General features: G+C 63.9%; 17 protein-coding genes and 3 pseudogenes. 10 read left to right on the forward strand and 10 right to left on the reverse strand.

Features of this window, described 5'->3' with window-relative positions; genetic code table 11:
• The first annotated feature begins 575 nt into the window (after positions 1-575).
• From ACFWBU_RS03900 to ACFWBU_RS03910, 3 genes are all read left to right on the forward strand, one after another.
• A complete protein-coding gene (locus ACFWBU_RS03900; protein WP_169652713.1) occupies positions 576-1,154 on the forward strand; it encodes a TerD family protein in 579 nt (192 codons plus the stop codon).
• A gap of 88 nt (positions 1,155-1,242) precedes the next feature.
• On the forward strand, positions 1,243-2,376 hold the full coding sequence (locus tag ACFWBU_RS03905) for a DUF475 domain-containing protein (RefSeq protein WP_378527551.1): 1,134 nt from the start codon (positions 1,243-1,245) through the stop codon (positions 2,374-2,376).
• Between the two features lie 81 nt (positions 2,377-2,457).
• Positions 2,458-3,705, forward strand: a complete 1,248-nt coding sequence (locus ACFWBU_RS03910; protein WP_378527605.1) for a TerD family protein — start codon at positions 2,458-2,460, stop codon at positions 3,703-3,705.
• Positions 3,706-3,922: 217 nt separating this feature from the next.
• Here the strand turns inward: ACFWBU_RS03910 and ACFWBU_RS03915 are convergent, their stop codons facing one another.
• From ACFWBU_RS03915 to ACFWBU_RS03930, 4 genes are read right to left on the reverse strand one after another with little or no spacing between them, the layout of a single operon-like run.
• Positions 3,923-4,687, reverse strand: coding sequence for a hypothetical protein (locus tag ACFWBU_RS03915; RefSeq protein ID WP_378527552.1), 765 nt, complete (start codon positions 4,685-4,687; stop codon positions 3,923-3,925).
• Positions 4,688-4,739: 52 nt separating this feature from the next.
• Positions 4,740-5,924: a hypothetical protein gene (locus ACFWBU_RS03920; protein WP_378527553.1), complete on the reverse strand. Its 1,185-nt coding sequence runs from the start codon at positions 5,922-5,924 to the stop codon at positions 4,740-4,742.
• Positions 5,921-6,202 carry a hypothetical protein gene (locus ACFWBU_RS03925; RefSeq protein WP_378527554.1) on the reverse strand — a complete coding sequence of 94 codons (282 nt, stop codon included), beginning with the start codon at positions 6,200-6,202 and terminating at the stop codon, positions 5,921-5,923. Before ACFWBU_RS03925 ends, ACFWBU_RS03920 begins: the two co-directional genes overlap by 4 nt.
• Positions 6,199-6,480 (reverse strand): SAV_915 family protein, encoded by a 282-nt coding sequence (locus tag ACFWBU_RS03930; protein ID WP_378527555.1) that lies wholly within the window; start codon positions 6,478-6,480, stop codon positions 6,199-6,201. The genes ACFWBU_RS03925 and ACFWBU_RS03930 overlap by 4 nt, the downstream gene beginning before the upstream one ends.
• A 375-nt stretch (positions 6,481-6,855) precedes the next feature.
• Between ACFWBU_RS03930 and ACFWBU_RS03935 the strand changes: the two genes are divergently transcribed.
• The 4 genes and pseudogenes from ACFWBU_RS03935 to ACFWBU_RS03950 form a co-directional block, all read left to right on the forward strand.
• Positions 6,856-7,857: a hypothetical protein gene (locus tag ACFWBU_RS03935; RefSeq protein ID WP_378527556.1), complete on the forward strand. Its 1,002-nt coding sequence runs from the start codon at positions 6,856-6,858 to the stop codon at positions 7,855-7,857.
• Positions 7,838-8,278 (forward strand): hypothetical protein, encoded by a 441-nt coding sequence (locus ACFWBU_RS03940; protein WP_378527557.1) that lies wholly within the window; start codon positions 7,838-7,840, stop codon positions 8,276-8,278. The genes ACFWBU_RS03935 and ACFWBU_RS03940 overlap by 20 nt, the downstream gene beginning before the upstream one ends.
• Positions 8,279-8,288: 10 nt before the next feature.
• On the forward strand, positions 8,289-8,453 hold the full coding sequence (locus tag ACFWBU_RS03945) for a hypothetical protein (RefSeq protein ID WP_378527558.1): 165 nt from the start codon (positions 8,289-8,291) through the stop codon (positions 8,451-8,453).
• Between the two features lie 471 nt (positions 8,454-8,924).
• A pseudogene (locus tag ACFWBU_RS03950) lies at positions 8,925-9,297 on the forward strand (transposase); the annotation flags it as partial.
• Positions 9,298-9,330: 33 nt separating this feature from the next.
• On the opposite strand, the pseudogene ACFWBU_RS03955 reads toward ACFWBU_RS03950, so the two are convergent.
• Positions 9,331-9,474: pseudogene (locus tag ACFWBU_RS03955) on the reverse strand (helix-turn-helix domain-containing protein); the annotation flags it as partial.
• A gap of 271 nt (positions 9,475-9,745) precedes the next feature.
• Between ACFWBU_RS03955 and ACFWBU_RS03960 the strand changes: the two are divergent.
• A complete protein-coding gene (locus tag ACFWBU_RS03960) occupies positions 9,746-10,735 on the forward strand; it encodes a linear amide C-N hydrolase (protein WP_378527559.1) in 990 nt (329 codons plus the stop codon).
• 174 nt (positions 10,736-10,909) lie between these two features.
• Here ACFWBU_RS03960 and ACFWBU_RS03965 read toward each other — a convergent pair whose 3' ends face one another.
• The 5 genes and pseudogenes from ACFWBU_RS03965 to ACFWBU_RS03985 form a co-directional block, all read right to left on the reverse strand.
• Positions 10,910-13,453: an AAA domain-containing protein gene (locus tag ACFWBU_RS03965; protein WP_378527560.1), complete on the reverse strand. Its 2,544-nt coding sequence runs from the start codon at positions 13,451-13,453 to the stop codon at positions 10,910-10,912.
• On the reverse strand, positions 13,438-15,222 hold the full coding sequence (locus ACFWBU_RS03970) for an AAA domain-containing protein (RefSeq protein WP_378527561.1): 1,785 nt from the start codon (positions 15,220-15,222) through the stop codon (positions 13,438-13,440). Before ACFWBU_RS03970 ends, ACFWBU_RS03965 begins: the two co-directional genes overlap by 16 nt.
• A gap of 661 nt (positions 15,223-15,883) precedes the next feature.
• Positions 15,884-17,537: pseudogene (locus ACFWBU_RS03975) on the reverse strand (NERD domain-containing protein).
• A 33-nt stretch (positions 17,538-17,570) separates the two neighbouring features.
• Positions 17,571-19,412 carry a TerD family protein gene (locus ACFWBU_RS03980; RefSeq protein WP_378527562.1) on the reverse strand — a complete coding sequence of 614 codons (1,842 nt, stop codon included), beginning with the start codon at positions 19,410-19,412 and terminating at the stop codon, positions 17,571-17,573.
• A 160-nt stretch (positions 19,413-19,572) separates the two neighbouring features.
• Positions 19,573-20,625, reverse strand: a complete 1,053-nt coding sequence (locus ACFWBU_RS03985; RefSeq protein WP_378527563.1) for a zinc-dependent alcohol dehydrogenase family protein — start codon at positions 20,623-20,625, stop codon at positions 19,573-19,575.
• Between the two features lie 497 nt (positions 20,626-21,122).
• Here ACFWBU_RS03985 and ACFWBU_RS03990 point away from each other — a divergent pair, with 497 nt between their 5' ends.
• Both ACFWBU_RS03990 and ACFWBU_RS03995 read left to right on the forward strand, forming a co-directional pair.
• Complete coding sequence (locus tag ACFWBU_RS03990; RefSeq protein ID WP_378527564.1) at positions 21,123-22,784, forward strand: alpha/beta hydrolase; 1,662 nt, start codon at positions 21,123-21,125, stop codon at positions 22,782-22,784.
• A gap of 84 nt (positions 22,785-22,868) precedes the next feature.
• Entirely contained in the window at positions 22,869-23,471 is a 603-nt protein-coding gene (locus tag ACFWBU_RS03995; RefSeq protein ID WP_378527565.1) for a DUF3558 domain-containing protein, read from the forward strand.
• Positions 23,472-23,475 lie beyond the last annotated feature (4 nt).

Genomic DNA, 23,475 nt, shown 5'->3' on the forward strand with positions numbered 1-23,475 from the left:
ACCCCATTTGCGCGATGAAGTCACTCCGTAGGCGAACGGAGGAAATGCCGACCACCATAAACAGCACCTACGACAGAACTATCGGGTTGCCACCACTGTGCTTCTCCGCCCGTACCTCCCGATCCGTCCCGATCCATTTCGGGGTACATCTCTCCAGCTCCGCAATTGTTACATCTACTCAGCGCACGGCCGCGCGTCCACCCCCTTACTCCGCGCATAAATCGGCCCGAGAGCACAAGAATAACCGGAACTTCCGAAGACTCGGTTGCACCTGCTATGTTGTGCCCCGACAGTCTGTCGGGGGCTGGAGCAGGTGACGTACGGCACGTTGTTGCCTTTGCGTGGCATGCCCAGAAGTGCCCCCGCAGAAGGAGTTCAATCAAGCAGCGTGGACTAACCATTCCGCCGAGCCCGGAGATTCGTCCCGGAGTGCTCACCTGTAGATCGAGGGCATCTACCCGTCTACTCGCTCATTTCTTCTGATATCTTCGCCCACCCCGGCGACACCTGTGGTGCATTTCGGGCCCCAGGCGTCGTCCTGACAGACCTCCCCGCAGGAACTCGAAAGGATTGACATGAGCGTCTCGCTTGCCAAGGGCGGCAACGTATCTCTGTCCAAGGCCACCGATAACCTCACCACCATCACGGTGGGGCTCGGCTGGGACGAGCGCACCACCACAGGTGCGCCGTACGACCTCGATGCGTCGGCGCTGATCACCGGTCCGGCATTCAAGGTTCTCTCGGATAAGCATTTCGTCTTCTACGGGAACCTTTCCTCGCCCGACGGCACGGTCGAGCACACGGGCGACAACCTGACCGGTGACGGCGACGGTGACGACGAGTCCATCCACGTCGACCTCGCTGCGCTCCCCCCGTCGGTGACCAACATCTTCTTCGCCGTGTCGATCTACGACGCGGACGTCCGCGGCCAGTCCTTCGGTCATGTCCGCAACGCGTACATCCGAATCATCGACCGTGTCACGGGGATCGAGCTCGCCCGTTACGACCTGTCGGAAGATGCCTCCACCGAGACCGCGATGATCTTCGGTGAGGTCTACCGCCACAACACCGAGTGGAAGTTCCGCGCTGTCGGGCAGGGTTATGCATCCGGACTTCGAGGAATCGCCCTCGACTACGGCGTCAACGTCGCCTGAGTTCATCAGATTCGATTGCACGAAGCGACCGGGACGCTCGACATCGGGTGTCCCGGCGCTGAAGCGTCCATAGAGAAAGGCCACGTCCGTGGTTCTGCGCATATTCGGCGCATCATTCGCCGTCACCGTTGTCGCCCTGGTCGTCGCTTTCCTCTACGGCGGCCCTCAGGCCCTCCTGCTCGCAGCCATCCTCGGCGTCCTCGAGGTCTCACTGTCGTTTGACAATGCGGTCATCAACGCAACCGTGCTGCGGCGAATGAGTGAGTTCTGGCAGAAGATCTTCCTCACGATCGGCATACTGATCGCCGTCTTCGGTATGAGACTCGTGTTCCCGCTCCTCATCGTCTGGGTCGCCTCGGGGCTGGGCCCCGTCGCGGCTCTGGACCTGGCCCTGAATCCGCCGGCCGACGGCGCCGCATATTTCCCGGACGGCAGGGCGAGCTACGAAACCCTGATCACGGACGCGCACCCGCAGATCGCTTCGTTCGGCGGAATGTTCCTGCTGATGTTGTTCCTGGGCTTCGTCTTCGAAAAGAAGGACATCACCTGGCTGTCCTGGATCGAGCGTCCGCTGGAACGTATCGGCAAGCTCGACCAACTCTCGGTGGTCGTTGCATCCGGGCTCCTCGTTCTCACTGCGCTTTTCCTCGCACCCGACGGCAAGTCATCCACGGTGATGATCGCCGGCACGCTCGGCATGATCACCTACATTCTGGTCAACGGCCTCGGCGAGTTGTTCAACGTCGACGAGGAGGGCGAAGAATCGTCGAGTGGTCCCAGCGACCTCGCGAAGGCAACGGGTAAGGCGGGCTTCTTCCTGTTCCTCTACCTCGAAGTGCTCGACGCATCGTTCTCGTTCGACGGAGTCATCGGTGCATTCGCCGTGACGTCCGATCCGATCATCATCGCTCTCGGCCTCGGTTTCATCGGCGCCATGTTCGTTCGTTCGATCACGGTGTACCTCGTCCGGAAGGGCACCCTCGCGGAGTACGTCTACCTCGAGCACGGCGCTCACTGGGCGATCGGCGCGCTGGCGCTCATCCTGCTGTACTCGATCGGCCATCACGTCAGCGAGATCGTGACCGGCCTGACCGGCGTGTTCTTGATCCTCGCGGCGTTGGCCACCAGCATCATCCGGAACAAGAACAACCCCGGGGACACAGACCCCGACGCGGACGCGGACGAAGATCCCCGACCCGAGTCGCTCACTGTGAACGCCTGATCAGTTGGAAGTGTGGCCAGCCGGCACCCGGCTGGCCACATCCCTCCGCCGAAAGGAGTCGGCCGTCTGGCCGGACACGCCATGCCTGCACTTCCCCCCGGAGCGAATACCGTAATCCACGACGGCACCGCGACATTGTCGGTGTCGGGTGCACGCCAGGGCACAGTCGATCTGATGGCCTTCCAGCTCACAGAGAACCAGCGTGTACGGAACGACGACGACTTCATCTTCTTCAACCAGCCGAAGTCACCCGAAGGTGCTGTTCGGCTGATCGGTGCAGATCGAATCTCGTTGGACCTGTCCCTTATTCCCGCGCACATCCATACCCTGTCGATCGCGGTAGCGCTGGACGAGAGCGTGAGCGGCAGTCTGGCGGCAGTTCAAGGACTCGGCGTCACTCTCGAACAGCCGACCGGCTTGGTTGTTCAGGCACCCGCAAGCGGATTGAGTTCCGAGCGGGCAGCGATTCTGATGGAGGTGTATCGCCGCAACGGGACGTGGAAGATGCGCAACGTCTCGCAGGGGTGGAACACCGGACTTTCGACCCTCGCCATGAATTACGGTGTGGACGTCAGCCAGCCCGCGCCGGCCCCCGCACCTGCACCCACTCCTCCGCCCGCGCCCACTCCTCCGCCTGCGCCGATGCCCGGACCGACAACCGAGCGCCGAGGTGTGCCTCCGTCCCGGCCGCGGCCATCAACACCCGCCTCACCGCCTGTCACGCTCTCCAAGATCACTCTCGACAAGAACACTCCCTCGGTGAGCCTCGTAAAGGCCGGTGAGGAGCAGGGAGTCATGCGCGTGAACTTGAACTGGACGACCAGAGGCTCCGGTAAGGGGTTCCTGGGGCGCCTTGCCGGTACCAACGGCATCGATCTCGATCTCGGCTGCCTCTACGAAATGGCCGACGGCAGCAAGGGCGTCATCCAAGCCCTCGGGGAAGCGTTCGGATCGAGATACGGTTACCCGTTCATCGAGCTCGACGGCGACGACCGAACAGGCTCCGTGGCCGGTGGCGAGAACCTTTACATCGACCTGTCGAACCCGCGAGCGTTCAAGCGCATCCTTATCTTTGCGTATATCTATGAAGGTGTGCCCAATTGGGCTGCAGCAGATGGAGTGGTCAGGCTGTACCGAACGTCCGGCCCGGAAATCGAGGTCCGCCTCGACTCTGGTGACAACCGCGCCCCCATGTGTGCGATTGCGTTGCTGGAAAACAAGAACGGACAGATGGACATCAAGCGCGAGGTCCGCTACATCCGCGGCAGCCAGTCGGACCTCGACAAAGCGTACAAGTGGAGGATGCGATGGACAGCGGGCAGTAAGTAGAGGGCAACGGGTCGCTCTACTCCGGCGCTCAGCGACATTTGCTAGAGACGCGGCGGTGGGACACGCTGCAGCGGCCTCGGCATCGAAACCGGATTCTGCGTGGACGGGCCACCAGTCGGTTCCGTTGCTGACGCCATGGTCGCCCAACCTCCACGGGTAGCGCTCCCGCGATCGGGAAGGACGTGAGACGCCGACGAACTCTGCTCGTCGGCGCTACTCACGCGAATCTTCTTGCCTTGATCCGCTCCAGCGCAGCCTCGGTCCCCAACTCGCTTCGATACCCGGGGTTCTCGAGATAGAACCGCAAGAGCGAGTAGAGGAGCACCGGATCGATCGGGTGCATGTGACAATGCACTTCGATCATCGGCGTGATCGGCAACCCACCCCAACCTAAACCCCGGGGCACCGTCGCACGTCGCTCCCACTGTGCTGCAGGGTGTCCGAGAAGCACAACCGCCCAGTTCCCGAGTACTACGGGCCTGACGGTGAGGATGGAATGCCAGTCCAACGTCGATTCCAGACTCCAGCCTCGCTGGTGGATTACGTTTGGCGTCAGTACAAGTCGTCCACGGCGGATTCTCCCGGCCAGCATCATGGGAAGGAAGAAGCCCACAACACATCCGAACACGCTCAACAAGATGACGAGCACTATCGTTCCTCCACCACCGCCATGACGAAGAATGTCCGCTGCAGCCGACAGGCAGAGTCCAGCCCCGGCGAGGAAAAATGTCGTCACCACTGCGAATACGATCCGCGACCCTTCGATGACAGTCGCCGGCACACCGTTCCACTCGATGGTGTGAATAGAGCCCATCCGATTCCTGCGCGCGTTCGCCGCGAAGGGCATCAGAATCGCGCTCACTAACACGCAACTGAACAACACTCCATATTTCGCCAGGTATGGATCACTTATCACGAGTCCACCTGCCGCAATGAGTAGCGCGGGAACGGAAAACGCCGACATGACGATCACCGAGAGCACCAGGCGTCGAGTCCATCTTCGCGCCGACCATTCGATCGGTCGTGAGAGCTGATCAGAATAGTGCATCCCAGATACCTTCCACAACATCGCCAACGGCTGATCCGGCCTCGGTGACCGCGTCGACACCGGCTGAAACAGCACCTCCCACATCCCCGATCCCGTTGGCGTACAAAGCGTCTACCGAACCTGATGTGACGAGCCCTGCGGCTGATCCCACGGCTGCGCCGACAATCGCCCCTGCCGTTGTCCCCAGGACCGGCACAGCCGACCCCAAAAAGGCACCGGTCCCCGCACCCGCTGCCAACGAGGCGCCGAATCCCGCAGCCCCGGAAACAACCGCCTGACCAACCGGTTTGTCCGTGGCAAGTACGTCGTATGCCACGCCTGCAACCGCCAAAGCTCCGCCGAGCTTGATACCACTCATTCGCGCCAGGCCGTCAGACCTGACAGCCGCGGCTGCCGCGTCGTCGGCACGATGGGCCAGAGCCCTCCCGAGATCAAAATCTCGGTAGATCACCGAGGCTGGTGTACCGGGTACTCCCGATCGCGCCAGGTCGACGTACTTCTGCGCTTCTCCGGCCAAGAACGCTGCGTTCTTCCTCAATGCGGCCGCGTTCACAACAGCGAGTGCACCGGATATGCCGTTCACCGAGTTGGTGGCAAAGAAGAACCATTTGCTTGTAATCTCCGCCCCAACGTTGCGGGTCGATTCCAGCGCGATCATCCAGACAGATCTCGCGGCTCTCACTGCGGCGTCGGCGATCTCGAAGGCTGCGGTCAGCTCGTCATGTCGACGTCGTGCCGACACAGCGGCGTCATAGGCCGAAACAACGCTCGGCGACGCGTCCTCCGGCGGTACGCCGGGAACGGACGGCGGAGTTCCCGGTGGATAAATCAGCCCGCCTTCCACCGCCAATCCGGATTCCCGTGCCGCGTCGCGTGCGCGCTCCAGATCCGACTGGGCGGATCGCAGTTGGCCGGCCAGGTCGTCGATGTGCCGCCCGCAGTCGGCGATCGCCTCAGCAAAGCGCTCCGCGGTCTGTGCGTCAGCAGTGATGAGCTTCCGGAAGTCTTCACTTGCCGCGCCTTCCCATCCACCGTCCGCCAGGCGTCGAGCCGCGTACATCGCATCGACCGCCCTGTCCACTTCGGCCGCGAGTTTCTCGCTGAGCCATCGACTCACGGTACGAATGGATTCGGGGTCACCGGGCAGGCGGGTATCGAGCGGCTGACTCATTCGGTCCACGCTCGGGTCAGGTCGGAGGCGAGATCGTGATCCCCGTTGCGATACGCGGTGTTTATTTCTGCGACGACAACGCTGGTTTTCGCGAGAGCAGCCACCAACTCGCCCCCGTTCTCGAGCAGCAGCGCCGCGATCCCCAGTACGAGCGCCGTCGCGTCCCCTGCATCGACCGACAACGGAACGGTCTCGCCGACTTCCCCGACAGTCCTACTGGCAGCGCCGCACGTCGCCGTGATCTCCTCGAGTGCAGTGTGATCGACGTAAACGCTCACTCCCCCGGCACCTGTCCCTCTGGCGTGACAACGTCCAGCAGCAGCAGGTCGAACGGGTCAGCGCGGTGAAGAGCCTCCAAGGCAACCGACGGGAGTGCAACCCACGGTTTGAGGTCCCCGCAACACCTCTGAAACCCGTCGAAGACGGAGTAGGCCAGAAGCGCCGTCCGGCCATCTTTAGTGCGTCTCAACTCGATCACTGCGTCCGCCGGATCGGTCACTCTCTCGATGCACGGCAGATAAACGATCGGCGGTACTTCTCGCACAGCACTGGTCACATTTCCCCCTAGATCCGATCACCGATCCCCATCGGTGTTCCCCACCCGGATTCCGGCGCCAAGGGTAACGCATTGCGACGTGCAGCAAGTGAGCGTGATCTTCGAGGTACTGCAGTTGCCCGTAAGGCGCCGGGGTGTCAGGCATCTGCCGAGGTCGTTGTCGATCATTCGAACAGGGGACAGTCAGAAGACCCGCAATCCCCTAAAGTCACCTTTCTGAACTGCCCCTGCCATAATCACACCGTTTCGGCGCCGGCCACCACACCTGCGCACTCGCCACACTTGATGCCTACGCACTTCGACCTTCAACACCACCGTGTGGTTGATTATCCGATTTCGATGGCACACTCAGCCAACCCGCATGAAGGAAAGTACATGGTCCTACCCCTGATACCTGCCGCACTGATCGCGATCGGTGCCGTGACCGGTGGCGGCGGTGTCGCTCTCGGTGGCAGGGGCATTGCCGACCGGAAGAAGGCCTCGGGCCAGTTGCGAACGGCCGTGGAGCGATACACGAAGCGGCGCGATGCCATCGAGGAACGCATAGGCAAGACGAATGCCGAACTCGAAGCGCTGGGCAATCTGCAGCAACAATCGCTGGTGGACGTCGTGTTGCGAATGGCAGAGTTCCTTCGCCGCCACGAAAAGCAGGTCCGGGACAACGAGAAATTACTCGCCGACGGCCTTCATGCAGGCATCTCCTATTTCGACGGGCCGAGTGGACTCGAACTCAACCTCGGCGGGTGGATCAGCGGCGCGATGGGTGCGGCGGCGACCGGAGTGGGAACTGCTTCCGCAGTCTCGGCCGCCGCCACCAGCTTCGGAGTTGCCAGCACGGGGGCTGCCATCTCAAGCCTGTCAGGTGCGGCCGCACAGAGCGCTGCTATGGCTTGGCTCGGCGGAGGCGCATTATCGGCTGGCGGCGGCGGAGTGGCGCTCGGGGCCGCCGCACTCAATGTCGTGACCCTCGGTCCCGCACTACTCATCAGTGGTTTCGTCATCAAGGGCCAGGGCGAGAAAGCACTCACCGAAGCCGCCGAACTCCAAGCAAGAATCGAGATCGCGAACGCCGAACTAGGCACCACCGATGCGCTTTTGACGAGTATCGACCAGCGGATCGACGAGCTCCGCGACCTCCTCCGCACATTGACCACCAAAGCCGTCGCGGCACTGGACCTTCTCGACTCGGAGGGTTTCGACCCACGTGTCCATGCATCCCGTTTCCAGAAAGCGATGGCACTCACCGTGGCCGTCCGGGATGTCGCTGCGACTCCCGTCCTCGACGAAGACGGCGAACTGACCGAGGACAGCGCGAAAGTGGCCGTACGGTACCGCCCCATGACCCGAGGAGACGGCAGTGGCGCCGAAGAAGCCTGATCAGAAAATCTACGAAGGCGATGTGTTAGGTCCTGTGAGACGCGCGATCTCCGCCGCCGACGGATTCACCGCGCTATCCCAGTTGGTTTCAGCCGCGCAGGAGTGCATCGAAATCCACGCCGTCGAGCAAACGAAGCGCGCGAGACTCCACACTTATGCAGCCGCGGAGGTCCAGCGCATCAAATCCGCCGAGTCGATCGTCAGGGGATACTTCGAGCAAGCGTTCGCGGAGCGGCGAACAACCTTCGACGCTTTGTTCACCCGACTCGACCAGGCGCTCGAGCAAGACAACACGCAAGCAATCACTGACGTGCTACGGGGAATCGTCGACATCGCCAGAACATCTCCCCTCGCGGATCTGGGCGACCTCGGCCAGATTCGCGCCGCACTCGACGATCCCGACCAGGTATGGGAGCTCTGAAGGTCGGCACATGAGCGACGATCCGATCCCTGCATCGGTAGCTATCGGCGCACTCTCCGCCAACATATTCGTCACGGCCGATGCGCTCGAGTCTGCCGAGATTCTGGTCGAGTTCGCAATCCCGAAAGTCGAGTTACTCGCCCAAACGACATTCAGTCCATCCACCCCGACATAGAGAGTCTTTCCGAAGCCGCAACAACCGACTTGCCGAGGGTTCTCGGGGAGGGACTTTCGGACGCATTTTGGGCGCTCAGGAAAGCTCGGGCACATATGGTGGCCGGTTCAAAACCCTGCGTCGGACCCACAAATGGTCCGCAGCCCGCATCGCCCATGAACTCGCCGCCGACGGCATCAGACACAATATGTGCGGCATCCAGCAGGTCGCCGGGCTCGAATACACAAACAGCACAACGTGTCTCATATTCGCGCATGACGGTGGCGCAGCCGAGCCATGACCTCTCGGCGCAGCTGGGAATCGAAATCATCCGCGTCTACGTGTGATCGGATCAATACGTCCATCCATCACCCCTACTTGCTCACAACGAACGTATACGTGATCGAGCCGCGACCGGATGTCCCATAACTATGTTGAAACCCGTGAGCTCTGAACCGTGCTCGGGGCGAGTCGGTTTAGATCCAAGCTCGGGTCTCGACCCGCCGGATGGAGAAACTCGTCGACACCCTCGGCATCACCTCACTGCCGAAACCGCAGGTCAGCGTCATGGCAAAGGAACTCGACGGGCAGGTCGACGCGTTTCGGAAACCGGCCTTTGGACCAGGGCCCGCACACATTCATCGCCGCCGACGCCCTCGTGCCCAAAGCCCGCGAGAACGGCCGAGTCGTCAACATCCATGCCTTGGTCGAGGTCGGGGTCAACGCCGACGGCTACCGCAATCCTGGGCATGATGTCACCTCCGCCGAAGGCGGCGCCGACTGACTGATCTTCTTCCGCGGACTGGTCGCCCAGGGCCTGTTCGGGGTGCAGGTGGTGACCGCCGATACCCACGCCGGCCTCGTCGGCCTTGCGCTGCGCAAGATCCACCATGCTGCGCGACGTGGGCTGGTGGTGAGTGACGCTGGGCCGGTCGAGCAGACCGAGCTCGCCGTGTTCGTGTTCGCGGTAACGGGCCATCCATTTGCTGGCGCACGCTCGGGAGATTCCCGTCTCTGCCGCGACATGCGAGATCGGACGGGTATTTCCCATCTTGCCGCCGGAAGGCCCGTTCTCGGAATCGAGGACGAGGTGCGGGTCAAAGCGATCCTCGGGGCACTGTCCCGGACGAATGACCACACAATTCACCCCCACAGTCGATCCCCGGCTGTATCGTTGACGACATCGTTCTGTCACCCCGTGATACAACATCGAAATCCCTTGCGAATCGGCACAGGAATGCGAACCGGGATACGCCGAGTCACAGGTACTGGAAACTGCCGATGCGCGGAACTCCCGCGGAAAGGTGTCGCGTATGTGCACCCGAGTCGTGTGGCACGGCCCATCCGGTCAAGTGCTTGTAGGCCGGAACATGGATTACCACCGAGAGACCGCCACCAACCTGTGGGCGTTACCCCGGGGAATGACACGTGACGACGGGGTCGGCGGGCAACTCTCGTGGACGTCGAAGTACGGCAGCGTGGTTGCGGGAGCCTACGACGTGATGACCGTCGACGGCCTCAACGAAGCCGGGTTGGCGGGGCACGTCCTGTGGCTGACCGAGTCGGACTACGGGCACCGCGACACCAGCAAACCCGCGCTGAGCGTCGCGGTGTGGATGCAGTACTTCCTCGACAATTTCTCCACCGTCGCCGACGCCGTCGCGTACGTCGAGGAGAACGAACTGCGGGTCGTGCCGCTGGGCGATCCCGCGACCGGCGAGGTGCCGGCGGTTCACCTCGCCCTCGACGATGCGACCGGCGATTCCGCGATCATCGAATACCTCGACGGCAAGCCCACGGTGTGGCACAGCCGCGACTACACAGTCATGACCAACTCACCCACCTACTGCGAGCAGTTGAAACTGCTCGAACGCGTCCAGGGGTTCGGGGGCGACGAACCTCTCCCCGGCACCGATGCGGCACCCGACAGATTCGCCCGCGCGGCTCACTACGTCGGGCGACTTCCCGTCCCCGACAGCCAGGTTCAGGCCATCGCGGGAATGTTCAGCGTCATCCGCAACGTCGCACAACCGTTCCGAGTGCCGGATCCCGGGAAACCGTTTGCATCGCAGACGCTTTGGCAGACCGTCGCAGATCTGACGGGCAAGCGTTACGTCTTCGAGTCGACGACGCGCCCCAACATCGTGTGGGTGGACCTCCAGGATCTCGACTTCTCGGAAGGCGCGTCGGCACGCAAGTTGGATCTGCTCGGCGACACCGCCGTCGAAGGTGGCTTGGTGGGCAATGTCAGTGACCGCTTCGAGAATTCGGATCCGCTGACGTTCATCGCCCTACCGTCGTAGACGCCGCACCCTCCGTATACGAAGAATCCCCAAGAGACGATGTCTTCGGGGATCCTTCGCTGAGAGTTGTTGCAAATCAACAAATATCAGGCACTTGTGTACTTTTGCTGAAGAAAGCGGGTGGAAAGACGCACTGTAACGTTCCCGGCCGAGAACCTTTGCTACCAAGCTGTTTCAGTCATCGTCCGTCCCGGCGATCGATTGCATATCCACCCGGCCGGGTGTGATTCCGCGACGTTCCAGCTCGCCCCACAGTCCGGTCATTGCCGCAGCCGGGTCGAGGTAGTACTCCGACTCCCGCACCCGCCAGAACTTCCACCCACTCCGGTGCAGTTCCCGCTCTCGCTCCAGGTCGGCTCGCTGCCGGTCGGGACTGGTGTGCCACTGCCCGTCGTCGCACGCGACCGCCAGCTTGCCCGCTGCGCCGGTCACCACCAGATCGATGAAGTGGCCGTTCACCTCGACGCGCGGGTTCACGTGATATCCGCGGCCGACGATGTCGAGGAACACCTCCTGCTGGAAGAGACTGTCGAACGCCTCGTGTCGTTCGTCACGCGTGACACCGTCCGGCATGGGTGCGGCGGGCAGCGTCGACGTCGACTGCATATGGGAGAGCAGCGAATACCGCAGGTCGGTGCGCCGCAGCGTGTCGAGCGTCCGCGAATGGAACAACCACAGTTGGTCTTGAGCACGCGAGGCCGCAACGTTGAATCGTCGCTGGTATTCGGTCCGCGTCATGGCCGCGATGTTCTGGTCGGGCGCCACGACCATCGACAGGAACACCACACTCCGCTCGTCGCCCTGGAAATCCGGGGGCGTGCCGACGCGCAACCTGCGTTCCTCCCACTGGGCCGGGGTGAGCCGGTCCAGCAGTTCGTTCTGGATGACGTCGACTTGCGACTGTCCCTGTAGAACGACCACGCCGAACGTCTTGCCGTCGTAGGCGGGGTCCTGGACGCACTGCACGAGGGTGTCGACGAGGGCATGGGCTTCGACGTGGTTCGCCAACGTGGAGTTTTGTCCCGTGACGGCGCCACTCTCGACGTACGTGGTGCGCAGTGGCGGTAGACGGTCGGACCCGTACTGCCGCAGGGGAACCAGCGGATCGTCGGCATAGAACTGTTCGCTGGACCACGCGATGATCTCCGGCATCGACCGGAAGTGTTCCCGCAGCCGGATGATGCTTCCGAACCGCGACCGGAGCAAGGAGAACAGACTCGACCGCGGAGTGAAGCTGTCGCGCAGGTAATTCGGAATATCGGGCAGGTACGAATCGAGACGAGTGAAGACGCCGTCGAGTGCACCCAGCGACACGGCACTCGGTGCGCACTGCTTGTCGTCGCCGACGACGATCACACGCGGCGCCAGCCACAGCAGAAACAGACTGCTGATGTCGACCTGGCTCGATTCGTCGACGATGACGACGTCGAACGAATTCTGTTCGGGTGGAATCGAAGCGAGTACCTGCTGCAACGGCATCACCCACGCCGGCACCGCACCCTGGGCAACCTGCATGGCCTCGCGCGCCGCGGCCCGGTAGCGCTCCGCATACCGCCCGGTTCCCTTACCGATGCTCGCGACATGGTCGCGGTACGAATGGAGTGCCTGGACCTGTTCGGCAGTCGTGCGGGCGAGACACTCACTCCACGCCTTCTCCTCGACGAGCTGCGTCGTGAGACGCGTGATGTCCTTCTCGACTGTGTCGAGTTCGCGTTCGAACTGCCCGTCGTCGCTACGTTCGTGGAAGCGCCGCACCCAGTCGTCTGCGCGTCGCCACGCCCACGCATCGTCGATGTGGGCGAGACGAACCGGCCATGCCAAGCTCAACGGATTGTCTCCGAGGGTCTGCGCGAGTGCCGGTGCAGCAGTCGTCAAACGCGCCTGCAGCGCTACGAGTTCCAGCTCCTCGCGTTGTTCACCGACCGCACGGTCCCACGCGTCCAGTGCCGCGTTGATCGCCTCGAAGTCCGCTTCGTGGAAGGCGCGTGCGAGCGCGCGTCCTTCGGGTGACGCTCCCCCGGCGGTCTGTCCCCGCACGTACATTCCGATGGATTCGAGCCAGTTCTTGCTTGCTTCCGCCGTGCCCGTCGCGGCGATGGCCCGTGCCGACTCCGCGATGGACCGCGCCTGTTCGACGCTCGCGATCCGCGGCGCACCGGGATGGACATCGCGAAGCGCCGATTCGACGTCTCGAACCCGTGCCACGAGACTGTCGATGATGACGCGGTCGCGGTCGATGAAGGCGAGGGTGCCGACAGCACGGCTGCGCGACTCGTCGAGCTCGATGTCGATGCCCAGGTCGCGCAGGACGACCCCCGCCACCCGGATCGCCTCGAGCACACGGAGATGTTCGGCGACGATGCGCACCGTGTGGGCGGTGGTAGCCGCGACGCCGTCGACGGTCGCCGGCTCACCGAGCGCCTCGACGGCTGATTGTTCGTCGCTTCTCAGGAACCGAGCGAATCCACTGCGCCACGTTTCGCCCGCCTCCAGCTTGCGGGCGAGCGCGTCGTAGGCCTCTAAGGCCAGCGGTCCCACCACCGGCACCTCGACCGAACTGGCACCGACGATCCGGTCGGCCTCTTGCGCGTCCTGCACGAGGCCTGCGAGTTCGGCGGTCTTTCCCCACAGATGCTGAGCCTTCCCCGACAGGACGTCGTCGGCGACGCGACGAATTCGAGCGTCGAGCCGATCTGCATCCTTCAGGGCGCCCTGCAACTGCTCGCACCGGTCGCGGATGTGGGCGAGTGCCTCGAGGGATGCCCCTCGAGTATCCGCAGCAATCCCTGCATCTCGTCGTTCGAGGTGCCGCTCGATGCCTGGGAGACGGCAGCGCACGCGTACTGGAGTTCCCTCTGGGTGGGGAGGGACAGTTCCGGGAAGCGTTGGTGCCGGCGTCGCGCACGCTCGACACTCGACCGCTGATGGAGCGCATGGAGGGTGACGAGCTCGTCGACCGTCAGCGGCGGGGCGTCGGTGAGGAGAGGTGCGGGCAGCCACTCGTATTTGGGTTGTTGTGCGCGGACCCGTCGGACGATCGAGGCAACCGTCCCCTCGTAGCCGGCAGCGACCTCGGCATGGACCGATGCTTCCTCGGCTCGCGCCTGCCGGATCTGTTCCATCAGCGTCGCTCGACGGCCGAGTGCATCGTTCCGCTGCGTGGTGAGTTCGTCGATGCGTTCCTGCGCGCGCCGCGCGTTGAATTGCGCTTTGCGAATGGCGATTTCACTGACACTGCGGGTGAGTTCCACAGACCCGCCGTCGACCGGGTCGGTCACCGCAACACACAGGTCCTGAAGCTCGTTTGGGAGCTTGTCCCGAAGTACACGGAGCGCCTGCGCCTTCTCGCTGGTGACCAGCACGCGCTGGCCACGCGCCAGCAACGCGGACACGATGTTGGCGATGGTGTGGGTCTTGCCCGTACCCGGTGGGCCTTCGATCACGACGCCGCTGTCACCCGCGAGCCGGTCGAGGATCTCGCGTTGTTCCTCGTTCGCGGGTAGTGGAAGCAGCGGATCCCCGGTGAAGAGACCCGACGGCGTGCCGATGCGGTCGAGCCATGTGACACGGTCCGCCGGTTCGATCGCCTCCACGAGTTGCGCCAAACCGAGCGGCACCGGGTTCGCTTCGTCGGCGGCGGACTCGGTCATGCGGTTGTAGTACTCGATGAGCGCGTGGGCACCGCGCTTGCGCAGGACGAGTGCCGGTGACGGGGTGACGAATGCGTCGGGCGCCGATGCTTCTTCTGCACGCTCGGCGACCTCGACACGCAGGGTGAGCGCGCGCTCGGCCCAGCTCTTCAAGAACGCCCGGGCGGCGGGGTCGAGGGGCGACGCGACCTGAGTGACAAGGGAGTCGTGCAGTTCCCGGACACTCGACGGGTCGAACACCTCCAGTCCGGTGAGGATCTGGACGTCTTCCAACGACGGGCCGGCGCCGGGATCGAGCCGGACCACCAGGTCGCCGGAGTCGCCGTGCCGCTCGATCAGAGCGGACTGCGTGATCAGGTGCGTCCGAACCCGCGCGCCCGCAACCCGCTCGGACAGATGCAGCAAACCCGACGCGACGACGAGTTCGAGCGATTCAGGCTGGTCTTCGAGGTCCAGCATCGTTCGCTGCAGGAACGTGTACAGATGCGATGCGGCTCGTCGTTCACGGTCGGCAGCCGCCCATGTCCGCCAGTCCGTGAGCCAGGCGTCGAACCCTGCCACGGTGTCGGGGGCCGTCGGGTCGAGTGCGGGTTCGATGTCGGAGTCGCCGATATCTCCGCGAACATACGTCGCGAACTCTCCGGAAGGGAGTGGCGGGTCTTCGAGCTGAGCACGACGCGCGCGCAGGAAGACCTCACCCGACGCGGCGTGGGCTTTCAGGCCGGCTCTGATGTTTCCCTCCTCGAGGGACATCACGGCACGGTGTTTGTCGACGATGCGAACCGGTGCGCTGCGGGCTTGGACGAGCTCTGCCATGAAGGCAAGCAGGCGTTGCACGCGGTCCCTCAGTTCGGGATCGTTATCCCTCGACGCGACGTCCACTCCACACCCTGCTTCCACCCGCCGACGGCAACGGACCACACCACCTTAGAAACCGTCTCCGACGGGTCCGCGTCCGGTCCCGCCTCGTCCCCGCACAAGTGCATTGAATTCCGCCGACACTACCCTTCGACCTGCGTAAAAATCCCCTGCTGTTACCGCCAGGACAGTGCAGGGGCACCAGTTGCGAGCAATCAGCCGACGCCGGGCTTTCCATGCATGCTATTTGCTCGCCCAACGGGGATCCGCGCACGGAAATGCGCGAGCGAATCACCATTGAGCGCGCAGATCGACAACGGTTCGGCTCATCAACCCTCACTGAGCAGGCGACCGCATCCCCATTCGTCGGTCGGAGCAACCACCCCTGGTGTCCGCCCGATAGAGCCAAGTCCGCGTCCGGTACCTGGCTGCGTCCCTAGCCGGTGGCTTCGACAAAGCGCGAACCAGAAGGCACCGGCTTGTTAACCAGCTCCCGCGGCGAGTGAAGATTCACGTACAACCGCGGAATCGAAGCCGGCGTCACCGCCAATTCTGCCGAGTGCGCGACAGTCTCGAGACGAGTCCGCACCGGGAGAAGCTGAAAGGCTACGCTCGGCTGGTAGTCGTGGGCAGCGGGGCTTCACACCCCGCCCAGCCGTTTCAGCAACTCCTCTCCACCGACCGTCCGTATGAATGTCGGATCCCCGCACACGATCAACTGGTCACGTGCCCGGGACAGCCCCACATACAATCGTTCCCGCGATCGCTCCTGCGGCCGTGATTCGTTCACGGCAAGCACGACGGCCCGACGCTCGAGTCCTTTGAATCCCAGGACGTGACCGTAGAACACCTGGTCGCTGTCCCAGAAACTCTCCCAGTACGCTTCAGGCCCGGCTTGCTGCCTCTCGACCTGCTCCGGATGTCGACTCCCGGTCGCGAGGAGCACGACATCCTCGGGCCGCCAACCGCTTTCGAGCAACGTCTCGATGGCATCGTCGGCGCGATCGAGCGCATCTTCCGGTGCGCACGGAACGAAGGTGACGTCGGGTCCGTCGCCGCCGAGCAATCGCATGCGTTGCCCGACGAGCGGTGTGAAACACCCGGCGATCTGCTTGGTGTTGCGGAGGTTCTGATCGAGCACCAAACGGCACCAGCGCAACCGGGGGAACACCTTCCCGATCGAAGACCCGCTGCCCTTCGTCGCTGAACACGTAGATCTCGCCGGCATCCTCGTCTCTCAATACAGCGAGAACCGGCCGCCACCAATCGTCGGCGAAGTCCTGCGCTTCGTCGACGACCACGGCGTCGAACCGCTGCCCGTTCGGAAGTTCGGCTGCGAGTTCCGCCATTCGCGCCGGGAGCACATGCTCCCAGAACGCCACGGTTTCTTCCGTGCGCACGCTCTCCGGCGGACCTTCCGGGGCACCCCAGCGTCGGCCGAGTTTGTGAAATTCACCGACATAGGCGGGACGCTGTTTCCGTGGCAGTGCCCTGGTGACGCGTTCGAGGTAGGACGCGAGCCCGTGGGAATAGCAGATCAGCGCGACACGCTTGCCCTCCTTGGTGAGCCTGCGAGCCTTTTCGATCGCGAGGAAGGTCTTGCCACTTCCCGCTCCTCCGCGGATCTCGACGCGGGGAAGCAGACGCGCCGCATCGAGTACCGCGGCTTGCTGCTGGGTGAGCAAGTTGCCGGCGTCTTCGTTCTCGAGTGCGCGCGAGACCACGTCGCGCTGAGGCAATCCACGCCCCGACAGCACATCTGCGAGTTCGAGGATCGAATCCGCGTCGATCCCGGTTCTCGCGACGTGCTGATCGATGAGCACCTTCATGAGCTTGCCGACGATTCCGCTCAGATCGTCACGGTCGACCACCTTCCAGCGGGGACATTCCGGCAAGGCGAAGTCTGCGGGAAAGGAACTGTTGGGGAACACGACCACGTGATCCCACCGCACGTGGCCGACGGGACGGCGGGGATCGTCGTCGACGTACCGGCGTAACGCGTACATTGCGCCTCGCACCTGTCCCACCGGATCGATGACGGCGGGTCCGCCCGGGCGACGCTGATACCACGCGCCGTTCTCGTACCAGACTCCCCCGCCCTTGACCTCGAGGCAGATCACACCGTAGCCCTCGAGCGCCACGACGAAATCTATTTCGTGGTCCTTGTCGTGGTCGGTGACGCGCTGGTTCGCGACCACGAGGTCGTTCGGCCCGAGCTGATCGATCAGCGCCCGCCACACCACTTCTTCGGTGACATGCGCGAACCTCGGCTCCTGGGGAATACGAATGCTCATCGCAGATCTCGCGACGGCAGTACCCGTGACCGTTCAGGCATCGACGTCGACCCCGTACCGCACCGCAAGGGCCGCAAGGCCGTCGTCGTAGCCCTGCCCCACCGCCCGCAGACGCCACTTGCCTGCCCGGCGGTAGATCTCGGTGAGCACCATCGTGCGTTCGGTGGTCCCGGCGTCGAGAACGAAGGTCGCGGCAGTGCCGTCGTCGCTGTCGACGCTGACGGAGACGGCGCCGAGGTCACCGAAGGTACGGTCGCCGTCGATAGCCGCCGCGATGGCGATGCGCTCGCACTCGGCGGGCAGCGACGCGAGGTCGACGCGGACGCACTGCTCACTGCTGCCGTCGATGGTCAGTTCCACCACCCCGTCGTCGAACACGGGGTTGTTGTAGAAGACGAAATCGTCATCGGTGTCGACTTTTTCGTCCGAACCGAGCAGGAATGCGACGATGTCGATGTCGAACTCGTCGTCGACAGCTTCGGCTTTCCACGCGATGTTCACCGACCAGGACGTGATCTTCGCGGGCAGGTCGGTCACCTCGCCGAGCGACAGCACCGGCGCCGTCATTCGGGATTCGGTCCGCATGTGCGGTGGGATCACACCCTTCTCCACCGCGGCGTTGACGTCGTCGGGGGTGAGGACGGGCAGCGCGCGTTGCAGCACCCGGGGCATCCGCTTGTCGCTTTCGCCGCCGCCGAGGACCAGCGCGTCGGTGACCGCGGCCGTGAAGTTGAGGGCGGGCCTGGCACCGAGTTGCGCGATGCGTGACCGCATCATCACCGCTTCGAGATGGGTTCCGCCCAGCAACAGTACTTTTCGGCCCGACCACAACTTGGGCTTGTGGCCCTGCAGCGCCCAGCCCTGTGCCGGCGCCGTGTCATCGGGGGCGGGGGCGGTGACGACCTGCGGAGTCTCCACCGGGATCTGTGCCTGCGGCACGACATCGATGACGGTGGCGACCTTGGGCTCGCCGGGAGCGACCCGGGTGAGAAGGTCGTCGAGGTGTCGCTCGCTGATGACGGGAATGCTTTCGGCCATCGCCTTGCGCACCTTGGCGGTCTGCACGACGGGGTCGTTGCACACCAGCACACTGGTCTGCCGGCTCACCTGGTTGAGGACGTCGAGCCCTGCTTCGGTGAGGCGCTCGGCGAGTGCCGTCCGCGGCGTGGCGGTCGACCCGCTGATCACGACCTTCATACCCTGCACGAGACCGGCGTCCGTGAACTTGCCCGGGTTCTTCCACCGGCAGGGAACCCGGGTCACCGATGCCGGGTACACCGACTTGCTGCTCCGACAGTTCACGACGGGCAGCGGAAGTTGCAGTGTCTGTGCCATTCCGGCGCTGCGCAGGAAGATTTCGGTCAGCACACGAGCGTCGTCGTACGCGTCGTGTGCCTGGAGTTGCTGAATCTGCCAGTGCTCCGCGAGCGTCGCGAGCCGGTAGTTGGGAAGGTCCAGGTCGAGGCGGCGCGACAACGCGAGCGTGCACAGCCGCTGCTGCACCGGAAGTGTCCTTCCCGCCCGCCGGAACTCGGCGTCGAGAAAGCCGTAGTCGAACGACGCGTTGTGGGCGACGACGGTGCCGCCGGCGAGAATGTCCGCCAGCTCCGACGCGATGTCTTCGAAGCGCGGCGCTCCCGCGAGCCGCTCGCGGGTGAGGTTGTGGATGTGCACCGGCCCGGGGTCGCAACCGGGATCGACGAGCGACGAGAACTCCCGCTCGACCGAACCGTCCTCGCGCAACGCGAGCGCGGCGACGCTGAGCACGCGGTGGGCGTTTGCACGCACACCGGAGGTCTCGACATCGACCACCACCCAGCGATGCCCTCGGGGCAGCGTGACGGTTCCACTCGCCGGCGCACGAAGATCGATCACGTCTACCCCTCCGGATGTCCCTCCGGACCGAGCAGAAACTCGGTCCGATCGGACATTCTTACCGGAGGTTTCGACGCGTGAAAATTCGGCCCCGAATTCGGGTCGACCCTGTAACGCCGCCGCTCATTCCGCCGATATGTCTGGCTTCATCGACCGGGAATTAAGTCGAAGAATGGGCTGTGAGCAGCACCTTCAGCGCGCCCGTCTCCCCTGCTCGACTGAAGACGTCGTACGCCTCCATGAAATCGTCGAGGTTGAATCGGTGCGTAATCATCTGCGACGTATCGAGCCGGCCGCTTGCCACCAGCCCGATGAGCGTGGGCGTGGAATACGTGTCGACGAGTCCGGTCGTGATGGTCAGATCCTTGATCCAGATGTCCTCGAGATGCAGTGTCGCGGGCGAACCGTGGACGCCGAGGTTCGCGACGTGTCCGCCCGGCCGGACAAGCGCCACCGCCTGCTCGAACGTCTGCGGCACGCCGACCGCTTCCATCGTGACGTCGGCTCCGAGCCCACCGGTGAGGTCACCCACGACCGCTGCGACATCGTCGCGTCCACCGTTCAGAGCGATGTCCGCTCCGAAGGATCTCGCGGCTTCCAGGCGACTGTCGGCGAGGTCGACGGCCACGATATGGCTGGGACTGAACAACTTGGTGCCCAGAATCGCGGCGAGACCGATCGGCCCGGCGCCGATGATGACCACCACGTCGGCCGGACGCACACACCCGTTGAGTACTCCCACCTCGTACGACGTGGGCAGGATGTCGGCGAGCATGAGCATCTGCTCGTCACTGACCCCCTCGGGGATCTTGTAGGTCGAGTTGTCCGCGAACGGAACTCGCACCAGTTCGGCCTGGGTTCCGTCGATCAGATGTCCGAGAATCCAGCCGCCTCCGTTGAGACATTGGCCGTACCGCGCCTCGCGGCAGTATCGGCATCGGCCGCAGGCGGAGACGCACGAGACCAGTACGCGGTCACCGGCCATGAGATTGCGAACGCCGGAGCCGACTTCGACGACAGTGCCCACGGCTTCGTGACCGAGAATTCGTCCGTCCGTCACCGCCGGAACGTCACCACCGAGAATGTGCAGATCGGTGCCGCAGATCGTCACCGCGTCGACGCGCACGATCGCGTCGGTCGGTTCGGTGATCGTGGGGTCGGGCACGTCTTCCCACGCGCGTTGTCCCGGACCATGAAATACCAGTGCTTTCATCCTCGGCCTCCCGCCGATCGATGGCGATTCACTCTCCAGAATGACACCGGCCGGGACGTCTCCGGGGCATATCCGGGCTTTCGGACGCCGCGACCGCACGCATGCCGATCACGCCGAATCCGGTCCGGAGCAACCGATATGCCGCTTCCGTCCGCATCGAGACGCAGCGACCCGGTGCGGACGAGATCAGTCCTCATCGCCGCGCGGAACTGTGCCGGGACGCGCCTTCCGGAAACCGTCGCTGTCGATCGGAATTCCATGGCCTCTTCTCCCGAGAATTACCCCCTCATTCTGCTAGTTTTCGTCGCACGGCATCGAATTCCGTCCCCTCGACGTGGCTCCGGCGCAAAAGTCGAAACGGAATGGACGAACTACAGCCCGCCGGCAGAACGTCCTACGACGAAAGCGACCCGCCCGTGACGACGACGACCGACACCACTCCGGCCCCCGCGCCTCATGAACGCGTCTCCCTTCCCATGCGAATGCGGCATGGAATCATGGAGTGGCTCAGTCGGTTCAGCTTCCTCGGGCTGGTGGTGGCGTTGCTATTCTATTGCTGGTCGCTCACGCCCTCGCTACTTCCGCGTGCGTGGTATCTGCAGGGGGTCGCCACCGGAATCAGCATCGTGACGGGCTACGGGATCGGCGTCCTGGTGGCATGGGGGATACGCAAATGCGGATTCGACGTCCGAGTGCCACCGAAAGCCGCAAAGGTCCTCTGGATACTGCTCGCGTTGGTCGCGATCGTGGTGGTGCCGACGTTCCTCGCGCTCGGGTCGCGCTGGCAGAACATCAGCCGCGAACTCGTGGGCATCGAGAGCGGAAGCAACTGGGACTATCCCGGCGTGCTGGCCGTAGCCCTGTTCCTCTCGCTGATCCTCCTTCTCATAGGGCGAGGTCTGCGTCGTGTCGCGCAGTTCATCACTCGGCAGGTCGTGCGGATTCTGCCGGTGCCCGTCGCGCGGGCAGTGAGTGTCGTGGTGGTGGGAGCCGTCGTATTTCTTGCGCTCGAGGGCCTGCTCGCGGCCGGGATCACGCGTATCGCCGACGGGTCGGCGAAGGTGGTCGACGAGGGCACCGCAGCCGGTGTCGTGCAACCGCAGTCGCCCGACCGGTCCGGATCCGACGCGTCGGAACAACCGTGGGACTCGCTCGGACGCGAAGGCCGGACGTTCGTCGCCGGCGGACCGACACCGGAGGAGATCGGTGCGGTCACCGGTAGGCCGGCCATGATGCCGATCCGGGTCTACGCGGGTTACCGCTCGATCGATAACGCCGGAGGACAGTCCGAACCCGAAGAGATGGACACCCTCGCTTCACGTGTGGTGGCGGAACTCGACCGCACGAACGCATTCGATCGGGAGTATCTGGCCGTCGCCACCACGACGGGACGTGGATGGGTCAACGAAGACGTCGCGTCCAGCCTCGAATACCTCGCGGACGGAAACTCGGCGATCGCCGCGATGCAGTACTCCTTTCTGGCGAGTCCGCTGGCGTTCCTCGCCGACCGGGTTTCCCCACGCAACGCCGGTCGCGCACTGTTCGAAGCCGTGTACGACCGCTGGAGCGACCTGGACCCGAACACACGGCCGAAGCTACTGGTCTTCGGTGAATCCCTCGGGTCGTACGGCGGCCAGTCGGCGTTCTCCGGGGCGCAGGACATGATCACCCGCACCGACGGTGCCCTGTGGGTGGGCACCCCCGATTTCACCGAGCAGTGGCGCAGGATTACCGACTCGCGCGACCCGGGCAGTCGCGAGATCCTTCCCGTCGTCTACGGCGGTCAGAATGTGCGCTTCGCCGCCACACCTGCGGATCTCACCGACCTCCCCGGACTGCGCCAATGGGAGTTCCCCCGCATCGTGTACTGGCAGCACCCGAGCGATCCGATCGTCTGGTGGTCCACCGACCTGATCCTGAACCGCCCCGATTGGCTCCGGGAAGAGCGCGGCGCCGATGTCGACAAGAGCATGTCGTGGATCCCGTTCGTGACGTTCTGGCAGGTGACCCTGGACATGGTGTTCGCCGCTGACGTACCCAGTGGCCACGGCCATGACTACGGCACCGAAGCAGCGTATTTCTGGGCGGACATCCTGGGAATTGAGGACCAGGCATTCGCTCAGCGCGTCTTCGATGCCCTCTCTGCGGGACCAGGCTGAGGGCGCGGACTCCGCCGAAGTTCGTTCCGCTCCGCCGAACCGGGTGTGCTAGCGTCTGGCGCCAACTGCGGATCCGGGGGGCTCATGAGCAGGCGGGGCTTGGCGACGTGTTCTCTCGTGGCCGCAATAGCTGTCACGACAGGATGCGGGTCTCCACCACCCCCCGACGAACGTGCTCGAGCCGAGACGGTTGTCGAGACGTCGGAAGTGCGCACACCGCGCGTCGTCGACGACTCCGGACGTCCTCCCGTCACCTTCGATCCCTGCCTCGACCTCCCCGACGATGTGATGACGGAGGCCGGCTACAACGCGGCGCACAAAGAGTTTTCGGATATGCCGATGGGGTCGTACACGTTCCTGGGCTGCACTTATCGGGATCCCACTGTCGTTCCCGGAGTTCGCCGCGGATACAGCCTTCTCGTGCTGGCAGGCAACGTCACACTCGAAGAAGAACTACAAAAGAACGGTCACGTTGCTACCGAGACCATGATCAACGACCGCCCCGCCCTCCTCGAGATCGATCCCGCCACTGGCGGGACCTGCAGGTTCGTTCTCCGAACGGCTTTCGGCATGGTTATCTTCAGCAGGATTTACCACAAGGACCACCCTGGCCCCGTGCCGCAACGCGAATGGTGCGAGGGACTGGAAGCGCTCGTAACGGCGCTCGAACCATCTATCACGAGCTGAGCCG

Source organism: Rhodococcus sp. NPDC060084 (genome assembly GCF_042730335.1).
Classification (GTDB): Bacteria; Actinomycetota; Actinomycetes; order Mycobacteriales; family Mycobacteriaceae; genus Rhodococcus.

Bases quoted from the DNA above. Each gene is read 5' to 3' on its own strand.
- ACFWBU_RS03900 (WP_169652713.1), top strand. From the start codon at position 576: ATGAGCGTCTCGCTTGCCAAGGGCGGCAACGTATCTCTGTCCAAGGCC.
- ACFWBU_RS03910 (WP_378527605.1), top strand. From the start codon at position 2,458: ATGCCTGCACTTCCCCCCGGAGCGAATACCGTAATCCACGACGGCACC.
- ACFWBU_RS03920 (WP_378527553.1), bottom strand. From the start codon at position 5,924: ATGAGTCAGCCGCTCGATACCCGCCTGCCCGGTGACCCCGAATCCATT.
- ACFWBU_RS03935 (WP_378527556.1), top strand. From the start codon at position 6,856: ATGGTCCTACCCCTGATACCTGCCGCACTGATCGCGATCGGTGCCGTG.
- ACFWBU_RS03945 (WP_378527558.1), top strand. From the start codon at position 8,289: ATGAGCGACGATCCGATCCCTGCATCGGTAGCTATCGGCGCACTCTCC.
- ACFWBU_RS03960 (WP_378527559.1), top strand. From the start codon at position 9,746: ATGTGCACCCGAGTCGTGTGGCACGGCCCATCCGGTCAAGTGCTTGTA.
- ACFWBU_RS03985 (WP_378527563.1), bottom strand. From the start codon at position 20,625: ATGAAAGCACTGGTATTTCATGGTCCGGGACAACGCGCGTGGGAAGAC.
- ACFWBU_RS03990 (WP_378527564.1), top strand. From the start codon at position 21,123: ATGGAGTGGCTCAGTCGGTTCAGCTTCCTCGGGCTGGTGGTGGCGTTG.
- ACFWBU_RS03995 (WP_378527565.1), top strand. From the start codon at position 22,869: ATGAGCAGGCGGGGCTTGGCGACGTGTTCTCTCGTGGCCGCAATAGCT.